Origin of the sequence: Antarcticimicrobium luteum, from assembly GCF_004358185.1 — a bacterium.
Taxonomy (GTDB): Bacteria; Pseudomonadota; Alphaproteobacteria; order Rhodobacterales; family Rhodobacteraceae; genus Antarcticimicrobium; species Antarcticimicrobium luteum.
The window spans coordinates 150,041-171,038 of sequence record NZ_SMUV01000069.1; the positions used below are offsets into that span (position 1 = coordinate 150,041).

A 20,998-nucleotide genomic window follows, 5' to 3' on the forward strand; every position below is an offset into this window, starting at 1 on the left:
TCCTTTCGGGGGGGGTCAGCCGCGCGCGGCGGCATAGGCGATGAAGGTGTCGAAACTGTCCGGGTTGGCCATCGAGTCGCGGTTCACCACAGTTTCGGGATCGGAGCCCAGCAGCAGTTTCTTGACCGGCACCTCAAGCTTTTTCCCCGAAAGGGTGCGCGGCACCTGCGGGACCTGGACGATCTGGTTCGGGACGAACCGGGCCGAGACCGAGGCGCGGATCGCACCGTTGATCTTTTCCTTCAGCGCCTCGTCCAGCGTCAGCCCCGGCGCCAGCACCACGAACAGCGGCATGAAGCTGTCACGGCCGAGGAATTCCAGATCCACCACCAGCGAATCCATCACCTCCTCCAACCCCTCGACCGCCTGATAGATCTCGGACGAGCCGAGGCGCAGCCCCTTGCGGTTGATGGTGGCGTCCGACCGGCCATAGATAACCGATCCGCCCTCGGGCGTGATCTCGATCCAGTCGCCGTGGCGCCAGATGCCCGGATAGGTGTCGAAATAGCTCTCATGTAAACGCGTGCCATCCTCGTCGCCCCAGAAATAGAGCGGCATCGAGGGCAGCGGCTCGGTGCAGACCAGCTCGCCGACCTCGCCGAACAGCTCATTGCCCATATCGTCATAGGCGCGCACAGCATTGCCAAGCGCGCGGCACTGCATCTCGCCGGCGCGCACCGGCAGCATCGGGTTGCCGCAGACAAAGGCCCCGGCCAGATCGGTGCCGCCCGAGATCGGTGCCAGCCAGATGTCGCGGTCCACCGCGTCGTAGATCCAGTCGTAGCCATCCGAGGTCAGCGGCGAGCCGGTGGTGCCCAGCGATTTCAGCGCGCTTAGATCAACCTCGTCGCGGGGCCGGATGCCGGCCTTAATGCAGACGGTGACATAGGCCGCGCCGACGCCGAGATAGGTGAACTTTTCCTCGGCTGCAAAACGCCACAGCGCCATCATGTCCGGGTGGTTCGGGGCGGCGTCGAACAACGCCAGCGTCGCCCCCTGCCCCAGCGCGGTGAACTGGGCGTTCCACATGATCCACCCCGAGGAGGTCAGCCAGCAGAACCGGTCGCCCGCCCGCAGATCCTGATGCAGCGACTGCTTGCACCCCTCAAGGATGATACCGCCATGGCCATGCACGATGGGCTTGGGGTTGCCGGTGGTGCCCGAGGAATAGACGATCCAGAGCGGATGGTCGAAGGGCACCTGGGCGAACTCCGGCTCGGCCGCGTCGCCGGTCAGATCCGACCAGGCCACCGCCCCGCCGGGCAGATCGCCCACCACCGGCACCATCACCCGGTGCTCCAGCGTCGGCAGCCCGCCCAGGATGGTGTCGAGCACGGCACGGCGGTCGATGGTCTTGCCCGCGTGCACATAACCGTCCTGCGCGATCAGCAGCTTGGGTTCGATCTGGCGGAACCGGTCGAGGATCGCCACATGGCCCATGTCGGGGGCGCAGAGCGACCAGATCGCGCCGATGCTGGCGGTGGCAAGACAGGCGATCAGTGCGGTTTCGGTGTTGGGCAGGATGGCGACCACCCGGTCGCCCTGCCCCACGCCTATAGCGCGGAACCGCGCGGCGACGCTGGCCACCTGCGCCGAGAGCTCCGCCCAGGTCAGCCGGCTGTCGCCGAAGGTCTCGGACCGCACCACCACCGCCTCTTCCTGCGGGCGGGTTTGTGCCGGCTTCAGGATGGTCTCGGCATAGTTCATCCGCCCCCCGGGGCACCAGACGGCGCCGGGCATCCGGCGCTCGGCCAGCATGGTGCCGCAGCGTACCGAGGCGGGAATGTCGAAAAAGTCCCATATCGCCGACCAGAACGCGTCCAGGTCGGTCACGCTCCACTCCCAAAGCGCGTTGTAATCGTCAAAGCGCTGGCCGCGGTTGTCGGCCAGCCAGCGCATGAATTCGGCCATGCGGCTGGCGTCGGCGCGCTCTTTGCTCGGGGTCCAGAGGATGGGGCGCTCTGCGCTCATGACAAGACTGCTCCGTGAACAAGCGCCTTCAGTTCGGCGCGGCTGGGATAGGAACTCGACGGTGCGAGCTGGGTAAAGAACACGACGCTCATATCCAGCACCCGGTCGATCCAGAAAAAGGTCGAGGCCATGCCGCCCCAGCTGAAATCGCCTGTATTTCCGGGGCATCTGGCCCGACCCGGATCAAGCACGACGGCGCCGCCCAGGCCAAAGCCCATGCCCTCCATCGGCTGCTCGGCAAAACTCAGCGGCCCCATCGAGGCGATGTCGCCCGGCAAATGGTTGCGCATCATGAAATCCAGTGTCGCCGGGCTGAGCAGACGTCCGCCGTCGCAGACCCCGCCCCGGCGCAGCATCTCTGCAAATTTCATGTAATCGTCGATGGTGCCGACCAACCCGCCGCCGCCCGAATACAGGCTGGCCTGTTCAAATGGCGAGGATCCCGCCCTGTCGGTCAGCCGCAGCGTGTCGCCGCCCGGCTTGGCCGCGTTCAGCGCCATCGCATCCCCCGCCAGCGGCGTGTAGAGCGAGGCAAACCGGTCGCCGACGCCCGTCGGCACCGAAAACGCGGTTTCGCTCATGCCCAGCGGCTCAAGGATCTCTTCGGCGAAAAAATCGGCCAGCGACCGGCCCGAGACCGCCTCGACCACCCGGCCCAGAATGTCGATGCCCACCGAATATTCCCAGCGGGTGCCCGGCTTGAACGCCAGCGGCAGCGCCGCGACCTTGTCCGCCATGGCCGCGAGATTCCCCTGGTTCGGTTTGAACAGCATCTCCTGTTCATCCATCGCCCTGGCCAGCACGCCGGGGTTGAACGGATAGCTGAGACCGCTGGTATGGGTCATGAGCTGGTGCAGCGTCGGCGTCGCGCACGGCTCCACCTGGTCGATCCGTTCGGCCCCCGGGATCAACGCCCGCATGTCGGAAAACGCCGGGATGAACTCCGACACCGGCGCCTCGAGGTGAAACAGCCCCTGTTCGGCCAGAATCATCAGTGCGACCGAGGTGATCGGCTTGGTCATCGAATAAATTCGCACCACCGTGTCACGGGTAAAAGGCAGTCCGGCCTCGAGATTGCGCGACCCGGCGGCGTTGAAATACACCTTTTCGCCGCCGCGCGCGATCAGGACGGAGCTGCCAGGATATTTCCGTGCGTCAACGTAGCGGTCCATCCAGTCGGCAATGCGGCCGAGGCGGTCCGGATCCAGGCCCCGATCCTGCGGATTTGCGGTCTTCATCTGCTGCGCTCCCTCCCCCATCTGGCCGCCAGCGGCGCCCGGTTTTGTATAGTTTTCCCGCGATTTCGTACGAATGTCGAGCCGCCGGTACACCCCCGGCGCGGCCTGACGCAACGACGTTCAGCCGGCGCCGATCATCCGGGCCATCGCCTGGCGCGTCTGGGTGTTGAACCAGCCGCCCTCGGGCGCGTTGGCGCCGGCCGCGATCGCCGATTTGATGGCATCAATTGCCGGTTGCCGGATCTGCCGCTTGACCGAGGCATAGGCGATCGACGGCAACTCGGCCAGCGCCCGCGCCTCGGCCAGGGCGCGATCCAGCACGATGCCCGCGTCCGCCTCGAGCAGATCGACGATGCCCGCCGCCTGCGCCTGCTTCGCGTCCATCGGCTGTCCCGTCAGCATCAGCCGGCGCAGCGTATCGGGGGTCAGGGTGGCGCGGGCGATCTCCATCGGGCCGGCGGGGAAATCGGCGCCCACCCGCACCTCGGCCAGGCCAAAGCTGGCCCGCGGACCGGCGACGCGGATGTCGCTGCCCAGAACGAAGAACAGCCCGCCGGCGATCGCCGGGCCGGTCACGGCGGCGACCACCGGCTTGGCAAAGGCGAAGAGAGCGAGGAACCCAACGTTCAGCGCCTCGACGATGGCGTGCTGCTGGTCCAGGTCAAAACCCTGCGCCTGTTTCAGGTCAAGTCCGGCCGAGAACACCTTGAACGGGCTTGTCAGAACCACCGCGCGCACCGCCTCGTCCTGTTCCAGCTGGTGCAGCAGCCCGGCAAATCCCATCAGGAAATCCGGGCTCAGCGCGTTGACCGGCGCACGGCGCAACTCGATCCCGACGATCCCGTCGCCATAGTCCTTTTGGCCCACCTGCTCCGATACGGTCATTCCGTGCCTCCCTTGCCCTTGCGGCGTTTGCGTTCCTGTCTGAAGTCGTCGCTGATCTCTGCCACCACGTCCCGCGCGGTCAAGGCCTCGCCGCACTCCGGGCAGGCCATCACCGGGTCGATCCGCCTGCCGCAGCCCCGGTGCGTCAGCGTGACCGAGCTGCCGCCGAGCCATGTCTGCCCCCAGGTGCGCAGTGCCATGATCAGCGGCCACAGATCGCGGCCCTGCTGCGTCAGCAGGTATTCATAGCGCGGCGGATGCGTGCTGTAGGCCCGCCGCTGCAGGATGCCATCGGCGCAGAGTCGCTTCAGCCTCTGGCTGAGCAAATGCGGAGACGCCCCTGTTTGCAGCTGGAAATCGTCAAACCGTCGCACCCCGAGAAAGGCCTCGCGCAGGATCATCAGCACCCAGGGGTCGCCCAGCCGCTCGATCGCGCGCGACACCGGACAACTGGATTTGGCAAGATCGGCCCGTCCCATGTCGCCCCCCACATCGCCGCTGTATTGACACGCTTCAAAATCCGAAGTTACCGTTCCACAAAGACCGCATGAGGTCAATTTCACATTTCCGGAGGAGCGTCATGAAACTTTACTACGCCCAGAACACCCGAGCGGTCCGCGTCGCCTGGTTGCTGGAGGAACTGGGGCTGGAGTACGAGATCGAGAAATTCGAGCTGGGCAGCCCCGGGATGCGCGCGCCGGAGTACCTGAAGATCCACCCGATGGGCCGGGTTCCGGTTCTGGAGGATGGCGATATACGCATTTTCGAATCCGGCGCCATCGTGCAATACATCCTCGCCCTTTACGGCAACGGCCGGCTGCAACCCGCTGTCGGAACGCAGGAATTTGCCACCTACCTGCAATGGCTCCACTTTTGCGAGGGCATGATCATGCCGCCCGTCAACACGCTGGTGGTTGAAACCGTCCTGCTGCCGCCCGAACGGCGGACCGAGTTGAACGTCAAGCGCGCGACCAAGCTGCTGAACCAGATGCTGATGGCGGTGGAGCACCATATGGAGGGGCGGAGCTTTCTTGCCGGCGATTTCACCGCCGCCGACATCATGACCGGCCATTCCGTCACCGTGTCCCGCGACATGCTGAAGATCGACTTTTCCGACAAGCCGAACCTCGATGCCTATGCCGACCGGCTGCTGGCGCGTCCGGCGCTGCAAAAGGCGCGCAGCCTCTGAGGCCGGACCAGGGCGGCGGCCCCGCCGCGGGCGCAAGCCCGGCGAAACGGGGGCGCTGCCCCCGCCTCCGCCGGAGGCTCGCCCGGGACACTGCGGATCTGAAAAACAAACGGGAACAGAGAACGGCGGACCGGAGGTGCGGCCCGCCGTTGGTGTGACGCGCGCGCGCCTCAGACCTCCAGCCATTCCTTGCGCACATCCTCGCGCTGGCGCAGCTCCTCCGGGGTGCCCTCGAACACCACCTTGCCATGGCCCATCACATAGACGCGGTGGGCGATATCCATGGCGATGGCGAGTTTCTGTTCGACCAGCAGCGTGGCGATGCCGCGGCGGGCAATCTCCTGCAGCAGGCCGGCCACCTTTTGCACCATCTGCGGCGACAGCCCCTCGGTCGGCTCGTCGATCATCACCAGATCGGGATCGCCCATCAGCGTGCGGCACATGGTCAGCATCTGCTGTTCACCGCCCGAGAGCACCGAGGCCTCGACATCGGCGCGGTTGCCGAGGTTTTCGAACATGTTGAACATGTCCTGCATCGCCCAGCGTCCCTGCCCGTCCTTCTGGCCCGGTTTCAGGCCGAGGATCAGATTTTGCCGGGTGGTGAGCCCGGGAAAGATGTCGCGGTTCTCGGGCACGTAACCGATTCCGAGATTGGCGATCTCATAGGCTTTCCTGCCCGCGACCTCCTGCCCCTTGAAGCGGACCGAGCCCTTTGGCTCGACCTCGCCCATGATGGCCTTGCAGGTGGTCGAGCGCCCCACCCCGTTGCGCCCCAACAGCGCCACGATCTCGCCTTCGGCGATCTGCATGTTGACGCCCTGAAGGATGTGCGATTTGCCGTAGAAGGCATGAAGATCGGTTACGTCCAGCATGTTCAATGCTCTGCCTCCAGCGCCGCGCCCAGATAGGCCTCTTGTACCTTGGGGTTGGACCGCACCTCTTCGGGATGGCCGGTGGCGATGATCTCGCCATAGACCAGAACCGAGATGCGGTCGGCGAGGCCGAACACCACCCCCATGTCGTGCTCGACCATGATCAGCGTCTTGTTCTCGGTCACCTTGCGGATCAGATCGACGATATAGTCGGTCTCCGAATGGCTCATGCCGGCGGTCGGCTCGTCGAGCATGATGACATTGGCGCCGCCGGCGATGGTGATGCCGATCTCCAGCGCGCGCTGCTCGGCATAGGAGAGCACCCCGGCCGGCAGGTCGCGCCGCGCGGTCAGGTTGATCTGCTCGAGGATTTCATCGGCGCCGGCGGTCAGATCGCGCGAGCGGTTGACCATGTTCCAGAACGAATAGCGATAGCCCTGCGACCACAGCAGCGAGCAGCGCACATTCTCGAACACCGTCATCCTCGGGAAGATGTTGGTGATCTGGAACGAGCGCGACAGCCCCATGCGGTTGATCTGGAACGGTGCCCTGCCGTTGATTTCCTGCCCATGCAGCCGCACGGCGCCCGCACTGGGTGGGAAGCGGCCGGTGATCAGGTTGAACAGGGTGGATTTCCCGGCGCCGTTGGGGCCGATGATGGCGTGGCGTTCGCCGGCGCCGATGGACAGATCGACGCCGCGGATGATCTGGGCCTTGCCGAAGCTTTTTTGCAGACCGCTGATCTCCAGCGCCGGCGGTCTGGGTGCTGATGTCGCGGTCATGCGGCGCCTCCATCGGGTGTATTCGCTTTGTGCCATGCCTCTGCCAGCTCCGGCGCGGAGCGGCGCGCCAGCCAGAAGCCGACCGCCACCGCGACGATCGCGGCAATCAGGGGCAGCGGTGCGTGACTGTCAAAGGTCACCCAGAACAGGGTCATCTCGCTGTCGCCCAGGGCAGCGTGGCGGATGTGGAAGAGGATCTCCAGCGCCCCGGCCAGCCCCAAAATGCACAACGCGGCCGGCAGCAGCGTCCTGAGGTAGGGCACCACCAGCAACCCCGCCTTGCCCAGGCGGATCGGCAGCGCATGCATCATCAAGACGCCGGCCAGCCCACCGGGGAAATACATCACCGTGGCCAGGAACAGAATCCCGAGATAGAGCTGCCAGATCTCGGTTTGAAGGCTGAGGACGGTCTGGAGCAGCGTAAAGACGATGGCGCCGATGATCGGGCCGAAAAAGAACCCCACCCCGCCGAGGAAGGTCACCAGCAGGATCGATCCCGAGGTCGCCAGATTGAGGTTCTCTTCGGTCAGGATTTCATAGTTGATGGCGAAGAGACCGCCGGCGATGCCCGCGAAGAAGCCCGATGCGACAAAGGAATAGAACCGCACCCAGCGCGCCGAATAGCCCAGAAACTCGGCCCGTTCGGGATTGTCGCGCACCGCGTTGGCCATGCGCCCGATCGGCGTGCGCGAGAACAGGTACATCAGCAGCGCCGAGAGCACGAGCCAGAAGACGGTGAGATAGTAGATCTCGATCTGGTGCAGAAACTCGGTCCCGAAGACCGGCAGCCCATAGGTGCGGTCGCCGCTGACCCCCTCTTCGCCGCCGAAGAAGGCGACGACGATGACCGAGCAGGCGGCAATCAGCTCCCCGACGCCGAGCGAGATCATGGCAAAGACGGTACCGGCCTTGCGGGTGGAAAAGGAGCCGACGATCAGCGCCACGCCCATGCCGAACAGCCCGCCGAACACCGGCAGAACCGGCAGCGGGATCGGTAGCGAGTAGTCCTCGACATAGTTCATGACGTGGACGCACATGAAGCCGCCCATGCCCATATAGACCGCATGGCCGAAGGAGAGCATTCCCCCCTGCCCCAGCAGCATGTTGTAGGCCAGCGCGAAGACGATGGTGATCGCCATCTGGTTCATGATCGTCAGCGCGCTGTTCGAGGTGAAGATCTGCGGCATTGCCAGCAGGAAAAGCGTGGCGATCACCCAAGGCAGCGCGCCCGAAAGGGTCACCAGCGGAGGACGGGTAAGGGACTGTGTGGTCATGCGTCACGCTTTCCGAACAGGCCGTAAGGGCGGAAGACAAGGATCAGCACCATCAGAAGATAGGGCAGGATATCGGCAATCTGCGGCGAGGTGATGGTCCAGAGATCGCGGATCAGGCTTTCGCTCATGTCGACGGGTTTCTGGACCCCCAGGCCGGTCAGGATATCCTCCATCCGCACGTTGTAGGATTTGGCGAAGGTTGTGATCCATCCGATCAGCAGCGAGGCCACCAGAGCGCCCCAGAGCGATCCGAGCCCGCCGATCACGATGGTCACGAAGACGATGGAGCCCAGCACCACCGCCATGCCCGGGAAGGTGGCCAGCACAGGTCCGGCGATCACGCCGGCGACCCCGGCCAGCGCGGTACCGACGCCGAAAACGCCCATGAAGACCAGCGGCACGTTATGCCCCAGCGCCTCGACCGTGCGCGGGTAGCTCAGCGCGGCCTGGATGATCATTCCGACGCGCGTGCGCGTCAGCACGTAGAGCAGTGTGATAAAGATCGCCACCGAGATGAAGATCATGAAAATCTTGTAGGCAGGGATCGAATTTCCGGCGATGGAAAAGGCGGTGAATTGCAGGATCTCGGGGACCGCATAGGGCATCTGATCCTTGCCCCAGATGAACTGCACGACCTCTTCGATCAGCAGCGCCAGCCCGAAGGTAAAGATCAGCTCCGGCACATGCCCGTATTGGTGGACACGTCTGAGCCCGTATCGCTCGACCCCGGCGCCGAGAATGCCGACGATGACCGGCGCGACCAGCAGCCCCATCCAGAAGCCCAGGAACAGGCTGACCTGATAGGCGAAATAGGCCCCCAGCATGTAAAAGCTGGCATGGGCGAAATTGAGCACGCCCATCATCGAAAAGATGAGGGTCAGTCCCGCCGACAACATGAAAAGAAGCAACCCGGTAACCAGCCCGTCGATCAGATTGACGAGTATAAGGTCCATACCCTTTCCCCCTGCTGAAAAGGTTTGCGTTTATTCTGATTGAAACCTGACGTGCGGCCCGCACCGATCGCGCGGGCCGCAGCGGGAATGCGGCTACGGCCGCTTCATCTTGCAGGTGGTTTCACTGTCGGCCGAGGCCATCTCGACCGAGTTTTCCACGACCATGCCATAACCGGAGTTGTCATAGTCGAACTGCACGCCCTCGTCGGTATGGGCAAAGACATGCACGTTCTGGATCGCCTGGTGGTCCTGCGGACGCATCAGGATCTTACCACCCCAAAGGCTGTCGATCTCCATGCCTTCCAGCGCCTTGCCCACCGCGACCACATCGGTGGCGGTGCCGGCCTGATCGATCGCCTTGGCCAGCATCTCGATCAAGTTGGTGATCCGCGCCTGGCTGACGTTGCCATCGGGATACTTGGCCTTGAACGCGGTCACGTAGTCGGCCGCGCGGTCCGAAGCGATCGGGTTGAGTGGTCCCTCGGACACCAGACGGAGCGAGCCCTTGCCGGTTTCGCCAAAGGCCGCGGTGATGCCGTCGGCGGCGGCGTAGTAGGTGTAGATCGGGCCGGTGAAGCCGTTTTCCAGCACCGATTTACCCAGCCCCAGCATGTCGGAGCCCCAGTTGCCGGTGATCACCGCATCCGCGCCCGAGGACACGATCTTGCGCGCGTAGGGGGTGAAATCCTTCACCTTGCCGATCGGGTGCAGCTCGTTGCCGACGATCTCGATGTCGGGACGTTTTTCGCCCAGCATGCTGACGGCTGCGGACGCGACGGCCTTGCCGAAGCTGTAGTCCTGGCCGATGATATAGACCTTCTTGATCGCGTCATTCTGGGCGATCACATCGGTCAGCGCGTCCATCTTGATGTCGGCGTTGGCGTCGAAGCGGAAATGCCAGAAGTTGCAGTTCTCGTTGGTCAGCGCCGGATCAACAGCCGAGTAGTTCAGATACAGAACCCGGTTGTCCGGATTGCGCTTGTTATGCTTTTCGATCGCCTCCGTGAGTGCATGCGCCACGCCCGAGGAATTCCCCTGGACGACATAGCGAATGCCCTGGTCGATCGCGACCTGAAGCTGGATCAGGGATTCCTTGGGGCTGATCTTGTTGTCAAAGGCCACAATCTCGAATTTCTGACCGCCCAGGACCCCGCCCTTTTCGTTGACCAGAGTTTCGGCCGCGAACTCATACTGGCTCAGACCGTTGCTGCCGGTGCTCGCGAACGGGCCCGACAGCGGGTCGATAAAGGCAATCTTGATGTTCTCAGCCAAGGCCGCGCTGGCGCCAAGCGACAGCGCAAGCGCGGCGCCAAGGCCGAACTTGATGGATTTCCGCATTTTTCTCCTCCCATATAGATGCGGCTTTTCTTGCTGTGTCAGGCCGCACCTTGGGAAAAGACTTGCACATCACCACTCAAAGTCAAGCTTCGGAAAAACCGACCGGACGTCACATCCCCGCGGGACCTTTTCCTGACCCTGAAAGCCCGGAAATATCTCACTTTATGATTTAGGAAATTCCTGTAAATCATTGGCTTTAAAAAGATTTAATTTGACTTCTGGTGATGGCGGATCAGCGCTGTCAAAATCCGGACGAGTCGTGGCGATCAGGCAGGCCACATCAACCGGCGCGCCCGCAGGTTTCGCACAGCAAAATAAGATTTCATTGAAATACATTGATTCTCGCCCCACCGCGGGGTGTCACGCCCGCAAGCTGAGCTGCTTTGCTGCCTCGATCAGCCTAGGCGCGTAATGTGTTTCAAGCTGTTTCCGCTTCACATGAAAAGACGGACCGCCGATGTTCAACCCGTAGATCCGGGACCGGTTCAGGGACAGCACGGGAACCGCGATCCCGTTCACGTCCGGCCGCCAGTCGCCGTAGCCAGAGCAAAATCCCCTGTCCTCATATTCCGCGCGCGCCGCTTCGAACCGCGCGCAGCGGTCGGCGTCGCCGTCGGGATCCTCGATCCGGGCCGAGTGGAACACCGCCGCGCGTTCCTCCTCGGACATGGCGACCAGAATGGCGCGCCCCATGGCCGACCGAAACAGCGGCAGGCGCGAGCCCACATGCATGGTCAGCGCCACATCCTCGCGCGAGGAATGCACGGCGACATAGATCACCTGGTCGCGGAACCGTTCCCCCAGCGCGGCGGTGATATAGGAATTTGGCCCGTTGCGCAGGTCGCGCAGAACTTCGGCGGCGCGGTCGCCGATCTCCATCCCCGCCAGGACGCCGAAGCCGAGTTGCAGCACCCCCGCGCCCAGCCGGTAGGTGCCGGTGCGCGTGTCGGCGACCAGGTATTCCAGCCGGCACAGCGTATGGGTCAGCCGCGACACGGTGGGCTTGGGCAGGCCGGTGCGGTCGGAAATGTCGGTGTTTGTCAGCTCCACCTCGTTGGGGCGAAAACAGCGCAGGACATCCAGCCCCCGCGCCAGCGCGGTAACGAAGTTGCGGTCCTTGTCGTCCTCGGGGATCAGGTCCATGCGCTCAGCCCCTGTCCAGCGCGGCCAGCCCGTGCGCGGCGAACTGCGGCACGAATTCGCCCAGTTTGCGGGCCCGCTCCGGGTTCGAGGCATTGCCGTCGAGCCCGCGTTTCAGCACCCCCTGGATGATCCCGGCCATGCGGAAGAAGCAGAACGACAGGTAGAAGCCGAAATTGTCGATCCCCGGCAGTCCGCGGCGTTCGCAGTATCGGGCGATGAATTCCTCGTCGCTGGGCAGGCCGAGGGCGGCGCGGTCGAGTCCGGCCAGCCCGCGCCCCTCGTTCCCCGGCGGCATCTGCCATTGCATGATCACGGCGGCCAGATCGGCATAGGGATGGCCGATGGTCGACAGCTCCCAGTCCAGCACGGCGAGGCAATCGGTGCTGCCCCTGGCAAACATCATGTTGTCGATGCGATAGTCGCCATGCACCAGCGTGCGCTGACCGTCCTCGGGCGGGATCGCGTCGGCCAGCCGCCGCATCAGTTCGTCCATCGCCGGGATCGTCTCGGTTTCCGAGGCGCGGTACTGTTTCGACCAGCGGCCGACCTGACGCTCGAAATAATTGCCCGGCGGGCCATAATCCGAAAGGCCCACCGCGTCTATATCGACCATGTGCAGCTCGGCCAGGACACGGTTCATCTCGTCGATGACGCTGGTGCGGGTGGCATTGTCCTCGCCCTGCATGGTCGGGTCGGCAAAATTGCGGCCGTCGAGGAAATCCATCACGTAAAAGGCCGAGCCAAGGACGCTGTCGTCCTCGCACAGCAGATGCATCCGCGCGACCGGTACCTTGCTGCCCTCCAGCGCCTTTTGCACGCGAAACTCGCGGTCCACCGCATGGGCCGATTTCAGCAGCACCCCGGGCGGCTTGCGCCGCAGCACGTATTTTCGCGCGGGGGTGGTCAGCAGAAAGGTGGGGTTGGATTGGCCGACGGCGAATTTCGTCGCCTCCAGCGGCCCCTCATAACCGGGCAGATTGTCGCGCAGATAGGCGTCCACCGCGGCAAGGTCGAGTGTCTGGGACGTGTTCGTCATCGGTCATCCTCAGCTGTAGGTCAGAAGATCGGCGGCCCCGGGGGGCGCGAAATGCGGCGTGGTATTGAATTCATGCAGGAAAAAACGGCTGCCTGAAAAGACAAAGCGGGTGATCGAGGTGTTCTTGATCTGAAGGTTCAGCGCGATCATCTGTTTCGGCGGTGCCTCGAGACTGGCGGCGACAAGCTGTCCGATGGCGCCGCCGGAGCTGATGACCAGCACCCGTTCCACCGGCTCGGCGGTGGCAAAGGCGCGGGCGGCCTCGACCCGCGCGGTGAAATCCGACCAGCTTTCCCTGGCGCCCGAAAGGCCGCCGGCCTGCCACTCCAGGATGGTCTCGCGCAGGGTGCGGAAGTGGGTCTTGCGGTCCTCGCGCACCAGGTCGGGCATCTCACCGCCGAAACGGGCGTCCAGCAGGTCGTGGAAGTCGTATTCGTTCCAGCCCGGGTGGGTTTGCGGCGCGGCATCGAACCCCATCGAGCGCAGGGTTTCCTTTTGCCGGGTCAGCGTGCCGGTGATCAGCCGATCGGGCACCCAGCCGGTTTCGCGCAGCGCCCGGCCGGCCACCTCGGCCTGTTTGTGGCCCAGATCGCTCAGCCGGTCATAGCTGGCCGCGTCCCCGGCGCCGAAGGAGGCCTGCGCATGGCGGATCACCAATAGTTCGGCCATGCGCCCTCAGTCGCCCCAGGGCAGGGTCAGACCGCGGGCGTCGGCGGCCTTGCGGGCGTATTTGCGGGTCTGCTGGAAGGCGTCGGTCAGTTCCCTGCGGCCCGTCTCATCCGCGATGGCCTCGATATGCGCGGCGACGCCTTCGGGGGTGTTCTGCGCCCCCTCCAGCAGGACGCCCTCGGTTTCATAGACGCGGGTCAGCGCATAGCAGCCGGCGCCAGCACCCAGGATGGTGCGCGAGGGGGCGATTTCGCTGACCAGATAGAGCAGGCCGGGGGTGATGGTCTCCGGCTGCAACAGCGCCAGCGCCTCCTCCGGCATCAGGCTTTCGGTCATGCGGGTCGCTGCCGTGGGCGCCAGCGTGTTGACGCGGATATCGTCGCGCGCGCCCTCAAGGTGCAGCACGTTCATCAGCCCCATCATCGCCGCCTTGGCCGCGCCATAGTTGGCCTGACCGAAATTGCCGTAAAGGCCGGAGGCGGAGGAGGTCAGCACGATGCGCCCGTATTTCTGTTCCCGCATGATCGGCCAGACCGCGTGGGTGCAGGTGGCGGTGCCCATCAGGTGCACGTCGACCACCTTGCGGAAATCGTCCATCGTCATCTTGGCAAAGGTCTTGTCGCGCAGGATGCCGGCGTTGTTGACCAGAATGTCGATGCGGCCCCATTGCGTCATGGTCTGGTCGACCATATCGGCGATCTCAGCCTCATCCGCCACATCGGCGCCGTGGGCGATCGCCTCGCCTCCGCCGGCGCGGATCTCGTCCACCACGGCGCTGGCGGCGCTGGCCGAGCGGCCCTCGCCGTCGGTCGCGGCCCCCAGATCGTTGATCACCACCCTGGCGCCGCGCGCGGCCAGCCCCAGGGCATGGCTGCGGCCCAGACCGGCGCCCGCGCCGGTGACGATGGCGACCCGCCCGTCAAATCGAATATCCATAAGCCTATCCTCCCCTGCTCTGCCTCACTCCAAGGCGGGCGCGAAAATGTTATTGCCGATCTGCACGTTCAGCCCGCCGGAAACCGGAATCACCGCACCGGTCACATAGGCGCCGCCGCGGCCGCAAAGGAACAGCATGCAGCCCGCGATATCCTCGTCGCGGCCGACCCGGCCCAGCGGCACACCGGCGCCGACCTTTTCACGCTTTTCCTCATCCGCGGTGGCGAAGGCGGTCATCTTCGACACGAAGGGCCCCGGCGCCAGCGCGTTGACGGTCACCGCCTGACCGGCAAGCTCCTTGGCGAGGATCTTGGTCAGGTGCATCACGGCGGCCTTGGAGGCCGAATAGCTATAGGCGCCGTCGCCCATCGGTACCTCGCCCATGACCGACCCCACATTGACCACCCGCGCGGGGTCGTCGACGGTGCCCGAGGCAATCAGCATCGGCAGCAGTTTCTGGGTCAGATGGAACGGACCCGCCACATTCAGGCCCAGCACCTTTTCCCATGCCTCATAGGGGAACTGCCCCAGCGGCGATCCCCAGGTCCGCCCCGCATTGTTCATAAGGATATCAAGGGATTCGGCGCGCTTTCTTACCTCTTGCACGAGGGCGTCGATCCCCGCCTCGCTGCCGACGTCGCCGGCGAACCCCTCGGCGGTGCCGGGGGCGCCGAGCGCGTTGAGCTCATCGGCCACCGCCACGCAGGCATCGCCCTTGCGGCTGGCGATCAGCACGCGGGCGCCAGCGCGCAGCAGCCCCTCGGCTGCCATGCGGCCGATACCGGTTGCGCCGCCGGTGACCAGGGCGGTCTTGCCAGTGAGATTGAACAGGGTTTCGGGTGTCATGTCCGCTCCTTCAGAATCCGCGCAGGCGGGCGACGACGCCCGCGTGATAGCCATAGTCGCCCAACCATTCGGCACCGACACGGGCGCGCTTCATGTAAAAGCCCATGTCGAAGGCGTCGGTCATGCCGTTGCCGCCATGCATCTGTACCCCCTCCTGCACCGCGAGCTGCGCGGTCTGCGTGGCGCGCGCCTTGGCCAGCGATACGGCAAGTCCGGCATCGCCGGGGCTTTCGTCCAGCACCCGGCCCGCGTGCAGGATGGCCGAGGCGGTCACCTCGCATTCGCACCAAAGATGCGCGGCGCGATGTTGCAGCGCCTGAAAACTGCCGATGGGCGCGCCGAACTGTTTGCGCTCCTTGAGGTATTCGACCGTGATGCCAAAGGCCCCGGCGGCCAGCCCGGCCATCTCGGCCGCCAGCGCCGCCTGGCCGGCGCGCAGCGCGGGGACGAGCACGCTCATCGCGCCGTCCACCTGGCCCAAAACGTCGTCGCCGGTGGCCTCGACGCCATGAAAGGCAATCTGCGCCGCGTCGCGGCCGTCGATCATCCTTTGCGCCGACCGGGCGATTCCGGCGCGGTCGGCCGGAATGTCGAACAGCGTCAGCCCGGCGTCGGTGCGCGCCAGCACCAGCAGCCGGTCGGCAAATCCGCCATCAATGACAAAGCGTTTCCCGCCAGTCAGGCGAAAGCCGTTGCCGACCCGCTCGGCGCGCAGCTGGCTCGCCTCGGGGTCATGCTTGGCACCCTCGTCCACTGCCAGCGCATAGGTCCGCGTGCCGCCGGCGATCGAGGCCAGCGCAGTTTTGGCGCGCTCGTCCGCCACCTGGCGCAGCGCGGTGGCCGCTATCACGGCGGTGGAGAGGAACGGGCTGACGCTGAGGCTCCGGCCCATTTCCCCGGCCAGCACATTGGCGGCCGCATGCCCCATGTCGGCGCCGCCCGCCTCTTCGGGCACCAGGACCCCGGCCCAGCCCATCCGGGCCATCTGCTGCCAGAGGTCGGGATCGTGGGTCTGCCCGGCATCGCGCATCGCGCGCAGTTTACCCACCGGGGCGGCCTCGTCCAGAAAGCCGCGCGCGGCGTCGGCCAGCATGACCTCTTCTTCGGTTCGTACCAGTTTTGCCATGTCCCTACCCCGGCAGTCCGAGCACACGGCGCGAAAGGATGCTGAGCATCACCTCGGACGTGCCGCCCTCGATCGAGTTCGCCTTGCTGCGCAACCACTGCGGCGCGCGCCCGTCGGCCCAGTCGAGCGCGTCGCTACCCGCGCCGGCCATGATCAGTTCCTGCCGGGTCTTGTTCAGTTCGGTGCCCATGTATTTCAGCATGGCCGAGGCGTCGCCGGTGCCCTGCCCCGCCTCGGACTGGTCCTTGTAGCGTTCCAGCGTCAGGCCGAAGGCCAGGTCGTCGACCTCGGCGCGCATCGCGTCGGCGCGCAGGATCGGGTCGTCCAGATTCCCGCCCTCGGCCAGAATCGCGCCGAGCGAGCGGGCGCCGCCGGCCAGCATGGCCGAGCCGGAGATCATCTCGCGTTCATGGGTCAGCAGATACTTGGCCACGTCCCAGCCGCGATTGACCTCGCCGACCTGCGCCGGAATCCCCGCGCCATAGGATTTCGGCACCTTCACATCGTCGAAAAAGGTTTCGCAGAACGGCGAGGCTCCGGAGATCAGACGGATCGGGCGGGTCGAGACACCCTCGGCCTCCATGTCGATCAGAACAAAGGAGATGCCCCTGTGTTTCGGCGCCTCACGGTCGGTGCGCACCAGGGCAAAGATCCAGTCGGCCTTGTCGGCATAGGATGTCCAGATCTTTTGCCCGTTGACCAGCCAGTGATCGCCGCGATCCTCGCATTTTGTCTGCAGGCTGGCCAGGTCCGATCCCGCACCCGGTTCGGAATAGCCCTGGCACCAGCGGATCTCGCCCCGCGCGATCGGCGGCAGATAATGCAGTTTCTGTTCATGGGTGCCGAAGTGGAGCAGCGCCGGACCCAGCATCCAGATGCCGAAGGATTGAAGGGGACGGCGCGCGTTGATGCGCCCCATCTCTTCGTGAAAGATCTTTTCCTGGTCGCGGTTCAGCCCGGCGCCGCCATACTCTTGCGGCCAGGTGGGCACGGTGTAGCCGGCCGCCGCACAGCGATCGAGCCAGGTTTTCTGCGCCTCTGACGTAAAGTTCCAGTTCTTTCCGCCCCAGCAGATGCTATCCTCGCCGACAGCACCGTCGCGCATTTCCTGCGGACAGTTCTGATCCAGCCATGCGCGAATATCGGCGCGAAACTGCGCCAGCTCGTCTTTGTCCTGCACCATGCCTCCCCCGTCATGTTGCGCGGTATGTTCCGCACAGCAAAATTGCATTTTGAATTTCGATTGACAACACTGATTTGCAACAGGATGACTCGGAACCAAATCCGCGACCGGCATTGACGGCGCGGCACAAGGGAGGAAAATTCATGAAAGCCATGCTCAGTACCGCACCAGGCGGACCCGAAACGCTGGAACTGACAAACCTGCCGGACCCGGAGGTGAAAAAAGGTCACCTGCTGGTGCGGGTGCATGCGGCGGGTCTGAACTTTCCCGATACGCTGATGATCCGCGATCTCTATCAATTCAAGCCGCCGCGCCCCTTTGCGCCGGGCGGCGAGATCGCCGGCGAGGTTCTGGCGGTGGGCGACGGTGTCAGCGGTTTCGCCGTCGGCGACCGGGTTCTGGCGCTGACCGGGCATGGCGGCTTTGCCACCCATGTGAACGCCGAGGCCGCAAAGGCGGTGAAGATCCCCGATGCGATGCCCTATGAGGATGCGGCCTGCTTCGTCTTCACTTACGGCACCTCGCATCACGCGCTGAAGGACCGCGCGCAGCTTCAACCGGGCGAAACACTGCTGATCCTGGGCGCGGCGGGCGGCGTCGGCGCGGCCGCGATCGAGCTGGGCAAGGCAGCGGGCGCAAAGGTGATCGCGGCCGTGTCCTCGGAGGACAAGGCGCAGTTCTGCCGCGACATCGGCGCGGACGAAACCCTGATCTATCCGCGAGAGATGGACCGCGACGCGCAAAAGGCTCTGTCGGCGGGGATCAAGGAGTTGGCCGGGCCGAACGGCGTCGATGTCGTCTATGACGCGGTGGGCGGCGATTACGCCGAACCGGCGCTGCGGGCGCTGGCCTGGAAGGGGCGGTATCTGGTGGTGGGCTTTCCGGCGGGCATTCCGAAGATCCCGCTGAACCTGACCCTGCTGAAGGGCAGCCAGATCGTCGGCGTGTTCTGGGGCGCCGCCGTCGCGCGCGAGCCCGACGGACACGCACGCAACATGGCCGATCTGTTCCGGCTCTACGCCGAGGGCAGGATCAAGCCGCGGATCAGCGCCCGGTTCCCGCTGGCGCAGGCCGCCGAGGCGCTGAGCCTGATGGAGGAGCGCAAGGCCAAGGGCAAGGTCGTCCTGACGCTGGACTGAGCCCGGTGTCAGCCCAGATGCGCGCAGTCGTTGAAGCCCCGCACCGTCATCAGGTCGCCCTGGATCACCAGCCGGCTGATCGAGCCGTTGGCGGCACCGTTGAAGGCGAAGGCGTCCGACTGGCTGGCCATCGCCATGGCCGCGCCGATCACACCGCCGTGGACCACGGCGGCGATCAGCTGATCGGGATGGGCCGCGGCGATGCGCAGCAGCCCGTCACGGACCCGGGCGTGCAGCGTGGCGGTGGTCTCGGCCCCAGGGATCTCGCCCCATTCGCGATTTTCCCGGGCGCGCTGGAAGGCCGGGTCGTTCTCGGCGGCCTTGATTCTGTACAATCCGCCGTCCCAATCGCCCAGATGCACCTCGCGCAGGGCGGCCTCCACGCGCGGGGTCATCCCCAACCGCTCGGCCAGCGGCGCGGCGGTCTGACGGGTGCGCTGCAGCGTGGTCACGTAGATCGCCGAAATCGGTTCCCGGTGCAGCCGCTCGGCCACCGCGCGGGCCTGGGCGAGGCCGTTGTCATGCAGCGCCGGATCGCCATGACCGTCCTTCATGGGAAAGGATTCGCCGGGGCGCGCCGGCATGCTCTCGCCATGGCGGATCAGCAGGATATCGGCGGCGCCTGCGGGCGGGCGGTAGACGTGCTGGGGGTATTCGCGGGTCATCGGAGCCTCCGGGTCATTGTCGCGCGCCAAGCTAATCGCAGATGCGGCAGGCGCAACCCGGCCAAAGGCCACAATCGGACAACAGAAGGGAGGATGAGATGAAAACGCGAGAGATCGCCGTCGCGAGTCTGCCGGAGGGGGCGCTGAGCCAGGATCACTTCACGGTGCGCGAGGTGGACCTGGTCCCCCCTGGGCCGGGAGAGGTCATGCTGCGCACCGTCCTGATTTCGATCGACGCCGCCGCGCGGGCCTGGATGCAGGGGGCGACCTATCGCGCGCCGGTACGGGCCGGAGATGCGATGCCCTGCTTTGCGCTTTGCGAGGTGGTCGAGAGCAACGCGCCGGACCTTGCCAAGGGCGATCTGGTCGCCGGTGAGAGCGTCTGGGCCGATTACGCCAATGTCCCGGCGCGACAGGTGCAGAAACTGCCCGACATCCGCCCCCTCACCCATCACCTGAGCGTTTACGGCATTGCCGGCAAGACCGCCTTTCACGGGCTTGTCGGCGTCGGCCGGCCGATTGCGGGAGAAACTGTTCTTGTCTCTGCCGCCGCCGGTGCGGTCGGCGCCTACGTGGGGCAGATCGCCCGGGCGTTGGGCTGCCGGGTGGTGGGAATTGCCGGGGGTGCGGAAAAATGCGCCTTTGTCACCGGGGAACTGGGGTTCGATGCCTGCGTCGACTACCGCGATCCGAAGATGTTCAAGGCGCTGCGGGCAGCCTGCCCCGATGGCGTCGATGTCTATTTCGACAATGTCGGCGGTGCGGTTCTGGAGGCCGCGCTTTTCGCGATGAACGAGCGCGGCCGGGTCATCTGTTGCGGCGCGATCAGCCAGTACGACAGCGCCGCCGCCAGTGGCCCGAGAAACCTGCCGGGGCTGGTGGTGGTCAAGCGGCTGCGGATGGAAGGTTTCATCGTCACCGATTTCGCCCATCAGGACGCCACCGCAGAACGCGCGCTGAGAACCTGGGTCGCCAAAGGACAGATCAAGGTGATCGAGGACGTGATCGACGGGCTGGAAAACACCCCCGCCGCCCTGATCGGCCTGCTGGCCGGCGAAAACCGGGGAAAACGCATGGTCCGGGTCGGCCCGGATCCCACAGAGGGAAAGGACACAGCATGACCGCAATCGAAACCGCCCGCGCCGAGCTTGAAGCCAAAACCGGCACCGAGATCGGGGTGTCGGACTGGATCACGGTCGATCAGAAAATGATCGACGCCTTTGCGGATGTGACCCACGATCACCAGTGGATCCATATCGATCCGGCGCGCGCGGCAGCCGAAACCCCGTTTGGCGGCACCATCGCGCATGGGTTTCTGACCCTCTCTCTGGCCAGCAAGTTCAGCTATGAGTGCATGCAGGCGATGCCAGGCCAGGTCATGGGCATCAACTATGGCTTCAACAAGCTGCGCTTTCTCACGCCCGTCCCGGCCGGATCGCGGCTGCGTGGACGGTTCACCCTGACGGCGATCCGCCAGCGGTCGGACACCGAGTTGTTGCGCGAAACGCAGCTGACGATCGAGATCGAAGGCCGCGACAGCCCCGCATTGGTCGCCGAATGGCTGGGTCTGTCGGTCTTTGAGGCCGAAGGCGGCTGATCACGGCCATTCAAGGCTTTGATTACAAGGCGTAAAGACAAAGAGTGTCTGGACAGCGCCCGGTTTGAACATGTACTCATGACTTTAATGGGGATATGAGTTTCATGTTTATTGATCAGGTCTGTCGTGGCCGGATCCGGTGCGCGCCCCATCTGG

The 20,998-nt window shown here is 65.0% G+C and carries 22 protein-coding genes; 4 read left to right on the top strand and 18 right to left on the bottom strand.

Annotated elements, in window-relative coordinates; all coding sequences use genetic code 11:
* Window positions 1-15: 15 nt before the first annotated feature.
* The 4 genes from E1832_RS14615 to E1832_RS14630 form a co-directional block, all read right to left on the bottom strand.
* Window positions 16-1,971: an acetoacetate--CoA ligase gene (locus tag E1832_RS14615; protein WP_133360505.1), complete on the bottom strand. Its 1,956-nt coding sequence runs from the start codon at window positions 1,969-1,971 to the stop codon at window positions 16-18.
* On the bottom strand, window positions 1,968-3,209 hold the full coding sequence (locus E1832_RS14620; RefSeq protein ID WP_245514001.1) for a serine hydrolase domain-containing protein: 1,242 nt from the start codon (window positions 3,207-3,209) through the stop codon (window positions 1,968-1,970). Before E1832_RS14620 ends, E1832_RS14615 begins: the two co-directional genes overlap by 4 nt.
* Before the next feature lie 120 nt (window positions 3,210-3,329).
* Complete coding sequence (locus E1832_RS14625; protein ID WP_133360506.1) at window positions 3,330-4,094, bottom strand: enoyl-CoA hydratase/isomerase family protein; 765 nt, start codon at window positions 4,092-4,094, stop codon at window positions 3,330-3,332.
* Window positions 4,091-4,537: a winged helix-turn-helix transcriptional regulator gene (locus E1832_RS14630; protein ID WP_245514002.1), complete on the bottom strand. Its 447-nt coding sequence runs from the start codon at window positions 4,535-4,537 to the stop codon at window positions 4,091-4,093. The genes E1832_RS14625 and E1832_RS14630 overlap by 4 nt, the downstream gene beginning before the upstream one ends.
* A 137-nt stretch (window positions 4,538-4,674) precedes the next feature.
* On the opposite strand from E1832_RS14630, the gene E1832_RS14635 reads away from it, so the two are divergent.
* Window positions 4,675-5,283 carry a glutathione S-transferase family protein gene (locus E1832_RS14635; RefSeq protein WP_133360508.1) on the top strand — a complete coding sequence of 203 codons (609 nt, stop codon included), beginning with the start codon at window positions 4,675-4,677 and terminating at the stop codon, window positions 5,281-5,283.
* Window positions 5,284-5,453: 170 nt separating this feature from the next.
* Here E1832_RS14635 and E1832_RS14640 read toward each other — a convergent pair whose 3' ends face one another.
* The 13 genes from E1832_RS14640 to E1832_RS14695 form a co-directional block, all read right to left on the bottom strand.
* On the bottom strand, window positions 5,454-6,155 hold the full coding sequence (locus E1832_RS14640) for an ABC transporter ATP-binding protein (protein WP_133360509.1): 702 nt from the start codon (window positions 6,153-6,155) through the stop codon (window positions 5,454-5,456).
* Between the two features lie 2 nt (window positions 6,156-6,157).
* Window positions 6,158-6,937, bottom strand: coding sequence for an ABC transporter ATP-binding protein (locus E1832_RS14645; protein ID WP_133360510.1), 780 nt, complete (start codon window positions 6,935-6,937; stop codon window positions 6,158-6,160).
* Entirely contained in the window at window positions 6,934-8,211 is a 1,278-nt protein-coding gene (locus E1832_RS14650) for a branched-chain amino acid ABC transporter permease (protein WP_133360511.1), read from the bottom strand. The genes E1832_RS14645 and E1832_RS14650 overlap by 4 nt, the downstream gene beginning before the upstream one ends.
* Window positions 8,208-9,164 carry a branched-chain amino acid ABC transporter permease gene (locus E1832_RS14655; protein ID WP_133360512.1) on the bottom strand — a complete coding sequence of 319 codons (957 nt, stop codon included), beginning with the start codon at window positions 9,162-9,164 and terminating at the stop codon, window positions 8,208-8,210. Before E1832_RS14655 ends, E1832_RS14650 begins: the two co-directional genes overlap by 4 nt.
* A gap of 93 nt (window positions 9,165-9,257) precedes the next feature.
* A complete protein-coding gene (locus E1832_RS14660; protein ID WP_133360513.1) occupies window positions 9,258-10,502 on the bottom strand; it encodes a branched-chain amino acid ABC transporter substrate-binding protein in 1,245 nt (414 codons plus the stop codon).
* Between the two features lie 162 nt (window positions 10,503-10,664).
* A complete protein-coding gene (locus E1832_RS22565) occupies window positions 10,665-10,838 on the bottom strand; it encodes a hypothetical protein (protein ID WP_165978904.1) in 174 nt (57 codons plus the stop codon).
* Between the two features lie 24 nt (window positions 10,839-10,862).
* A complete protein-coding gene (locus tag E1832_RS14665) occupies window positions 10,863-11,645 on the bottom strand; it encodes an IclR family transcriptional regulator (protein ID WP_133360514.1) in 783 nt (260 codons plus the stop codon).
* A gap of 4 nt (window positions 11,646-11,649) precedes the next feature.
* The gene (locus E1832_RS14670) at window positions 11,650-12,681 is read right to left on the bottom strand and encodes a phosphotransferase family protein (protein ID WP_133360515.1); all 1,032 of its coding nucleotides are present in this window, start codon (window positions 12,679-12,681) and stop codon (window positions 11,650-11,652) included.
* Window positions 12,682-12,690: 9 nt separating this feature from the next.
* A complete protein-coding gene (locus E1832_RS14675; RefSeq protein WP_133360516.1) occupies window positions 12,691-13,350 on the bottom strand; it encodes a histidine phosphatase family protein in 660 nt (219 codons plus the stop codon).
* A 6-nt stretch (window positions 13,351-13,356) separates the two neighbouring features.
* A complete protein-coding gene (locus tag E1832_RS14680; protein ID WP_133360517.1) occupies window positions 13,357-14,286 on the bottom strand; it encodes an SDR family NAD(P)-dependent oxidoreductase in 930 nt (309 codons plus the stop codon).
* Between the two features lie 24 nt (window positions 14,287-14,310).
* Entirely contained in the window at window positions 14,311-15,132 is an 822-nt protein-coding gene (locus tag E1832_RS14685; protein WP_133360518.1) for an SDR family NAD(P)-dependent oxidoreductase, read from the bottom strand.
* 10 nt (window positions 15,133-15,142) lie between these two features.
* Window positions 15,143-16,258 carry an acyl-CoA dehydrogenase family protein gene (locus E1832_RS14690; RefSeq protein ID WP_206021061.1) on the bottom strand — a complete coding sequence of 372 codons (1,116 nt, stop codon included), beginning with the start codon at window positions 16,256-16,258 and terminating at the stop codon, window positions 15,143-15,145.
* Window positions 16,259-16,262: 4 nt separating this feature from the next.
* Window positions 16,263-17,441, bottom strand: a complete 1,179-nt coding sequence (locus tag E1832_RS14695) for an acyl-CoA dehydrogenase family protein (RefSeq protein ID WP_206021062.1) — start codon at window positions 17,439-17,441, stop codon at window positions 16,263-16,265.
* A 143-nt stretch (window positions 17,442-17,584) separates the two neighbouring features.
* Between E1832_RS14695 and E1832_RS14700 the strand changes: the two genes are divergently transcribed.
* Window positions 17,585-18,580, top strand: a complete 996-nt coding sequence (locus E1832_RS14700; protein WP_133360519.1) for an NADPH:quinone oxidoreductase family protein — start codon at window positions 17,585-17,587, stop codon at window positions 18,578-18,580.
* An 8-nt stretch (window positions 18,581-18,588) separates the two neighbouring features.
* Here the strand turns inward: E1832_RS14700 and E1832_RS14705 are convergent, their stop codons facing one another.
* A complete protein-coding gene (locus E1832_RS14705) occupies window positions 18,589-19,245 on the bottom strand; it encodes a histidine phosphatase family protein (protein ID WP_133360520.1) in 657 nt (218 codons plus the stop codon).
* Window positions 19,246-19,343: 98 nt separating this feature from the next.
* On the opposite strand from E1832_RS14705, the gene E1832_RS14710 reads away from it, so the two are divergent.
* Window positions 19,344-20,366: an NADP-dependent oxidoreductase gene (locus E1832_RS14710; RefSeq protein ID WP_133360521.1), complete on the top strand. Its 1,023-nt coding sequence runs from the start codon at window positions 19,344-19,346 to the stop codon at window positions 20,364-20,366.
* Window positions 20,363-20,842, top strand: a complete 480-nt coding sequence (locus E1832_RS14715; protein ID WP_133360522.1) for a MaoC family dehydratase — start codon at window positions 20,363-20,365, stop codon at window positions 20,840-20,842. The genes E1832_RS14710 and E1832_RS14715 overlap by 4 nt, the downstream gene beginning before the upstream one ends.
* Window positions 20,843-20,998 lie beyond the last annotated feature (156 nt).

Bases quoted from the DNA above. Each gene is read 5' to 3' on its own strand.
- E1832_RS14690 (WP_206021061.1), bottom strand. From the start codon at position 16,258: ATGGCAAAACTGGTACGAACCGAAGAAGAGGTCATGCTGGCCGACGCC.
- E1832_RS14695 (WP_206021062.1), bottom strand. From the start codon at position 17,441: ATGGTGCAGGACAAAGACGAGCTGGCGCAGTTTCGCGCCGATATTCGC.
- E1832_RS14670 (WP_133360515.1), bottom strand. From the start codon at position 12,681: ATGACGAACACGTCCCAGACACTCGACCTTGCCGCGGTGGACGCCTAT.
- E1832_RS14680 (WP_133360517.1), bottom strand. From the start codon at position 14,286: ATGGATATTCGATTTGACGGGCGGGTCGCCATCGTCACCGGCGCGGGC.
- E1832_RS14625 (WP_133360506.1), bottom strand. From the start codon at position 4,094: ATGACCGTATCGGAGCAGGTGGGCCAAAAGGACTATGGCGACGGGATC.
- E1832_RS14710 (WP_133360521.1), top strand. From the start codon at position 19,344: ATGAAAACGCGAGAGATCGCCGTCGCGAGTCTGCCGGAGGGGGCGCTG.
- E1832_RS22565 (WP_165978904.1), bottom strand. From the start codon at position 10,838: ATGTATTTCAATGAAATCTTATTTTGCTGTGCGAAACCTGCGGGCGCG.
- E1832_RS14615 (WP_133360505.1), bottom strand. From the start codon at position 1,971: ATGAGCGCAGAGCGCCCCATCCTCTGGACCCCGAGCAAAGAGCGCGCC.
- E1832_RS14705 (WP_133360520.1), bottom strand. From the start codon at position 19,245: ATGACCCGCGAATACCCCCAGCACGTCTACCGCCCGCCCGCAGGCGCC.
- E1832_RS14675 (WP_133360516.1), bottom strand. From the start codon at position 13,350: ATGGCCGAACTATTGGTGATCCGCCATGCGCAGGCCTCCTTCGGCGCC.
- E1832_RS14650 (WP_133360511.1), bottom strand. From the start codon at position 8,211: ATGACCACACAGTCCCTTACCCGTCCTCCGCTGGTGACCCTTTCGGGC.
- E1832_RS14655 (WP_133360512.1), bottom strand. From the start codon at position 9,164: ATGGACCTTATACTCGTCAATCTGATCGACGGGCTGGTTACCGGGTTG.
- E1832_RS14660 (WP_133360513.1), bottom strand. From the start codon at position 10,502: ATGCGGAAATCCATCAAGTTCGGCCTTGGCGCCGCGCTTGCGCTGTCG.
- E1832_RS14665 (WP_133360514.1), bottom strand. From the start codon at position 11,645: ATGGACCTGATCCCCGAGGACGACAAGGACCGCAACTTCGTTACCGCG.
- E1832_RS14685 (WP_133360518.1), bottom strand. From the start codon at position 15,132: ATGACACCCGAAACCCTGTTCAATCTCACTGGCAAGACCGCCCTGGTC.
- E1832_RS14620 (WP_245514001.1), bottom strand. From the start codon at position 3,209: ATGAAGACCGCAAATCCGCAGGATCGGGGCCTGGATCCGGACCGCCTC.
- E1832_RS14640 (WP_133360509.1), bottom strand. From the start codon at position 6,155: ATGCTGGACGTAACCGATCTTCATGCCTTCTACGGCAAATCGCACATC.
- E1832_RS14645 (WP_133360510.1), bottom strand. From the start codon at position 6,937: ATGACCGCGACATCAGCACCCAGACCGCCGGCGCTGGAGATCAGCGGT.
- E1832_RS14700 (WP_133360519.1), top strand. From the start codon at position 17,585: ATGAAAGCCATGCTCAGTACCGCACCAGGCGGACCCGAAACGCTGGAA.
- E1832_RS14715 (WP_133360522.1), top strand. From the start codon at position 20,363: ATGACCGCAATCGAAACCGCCCGCGCCGAGCTTGAAGCCAAAACCGGC.
- E1832_RS14635 (WP_133360508.1), top strand. From the start codon at position 4,675: ATGAAACTTTACTACGCCCAGAACACCCGAGCGGTCCGCGTCGCCTGG.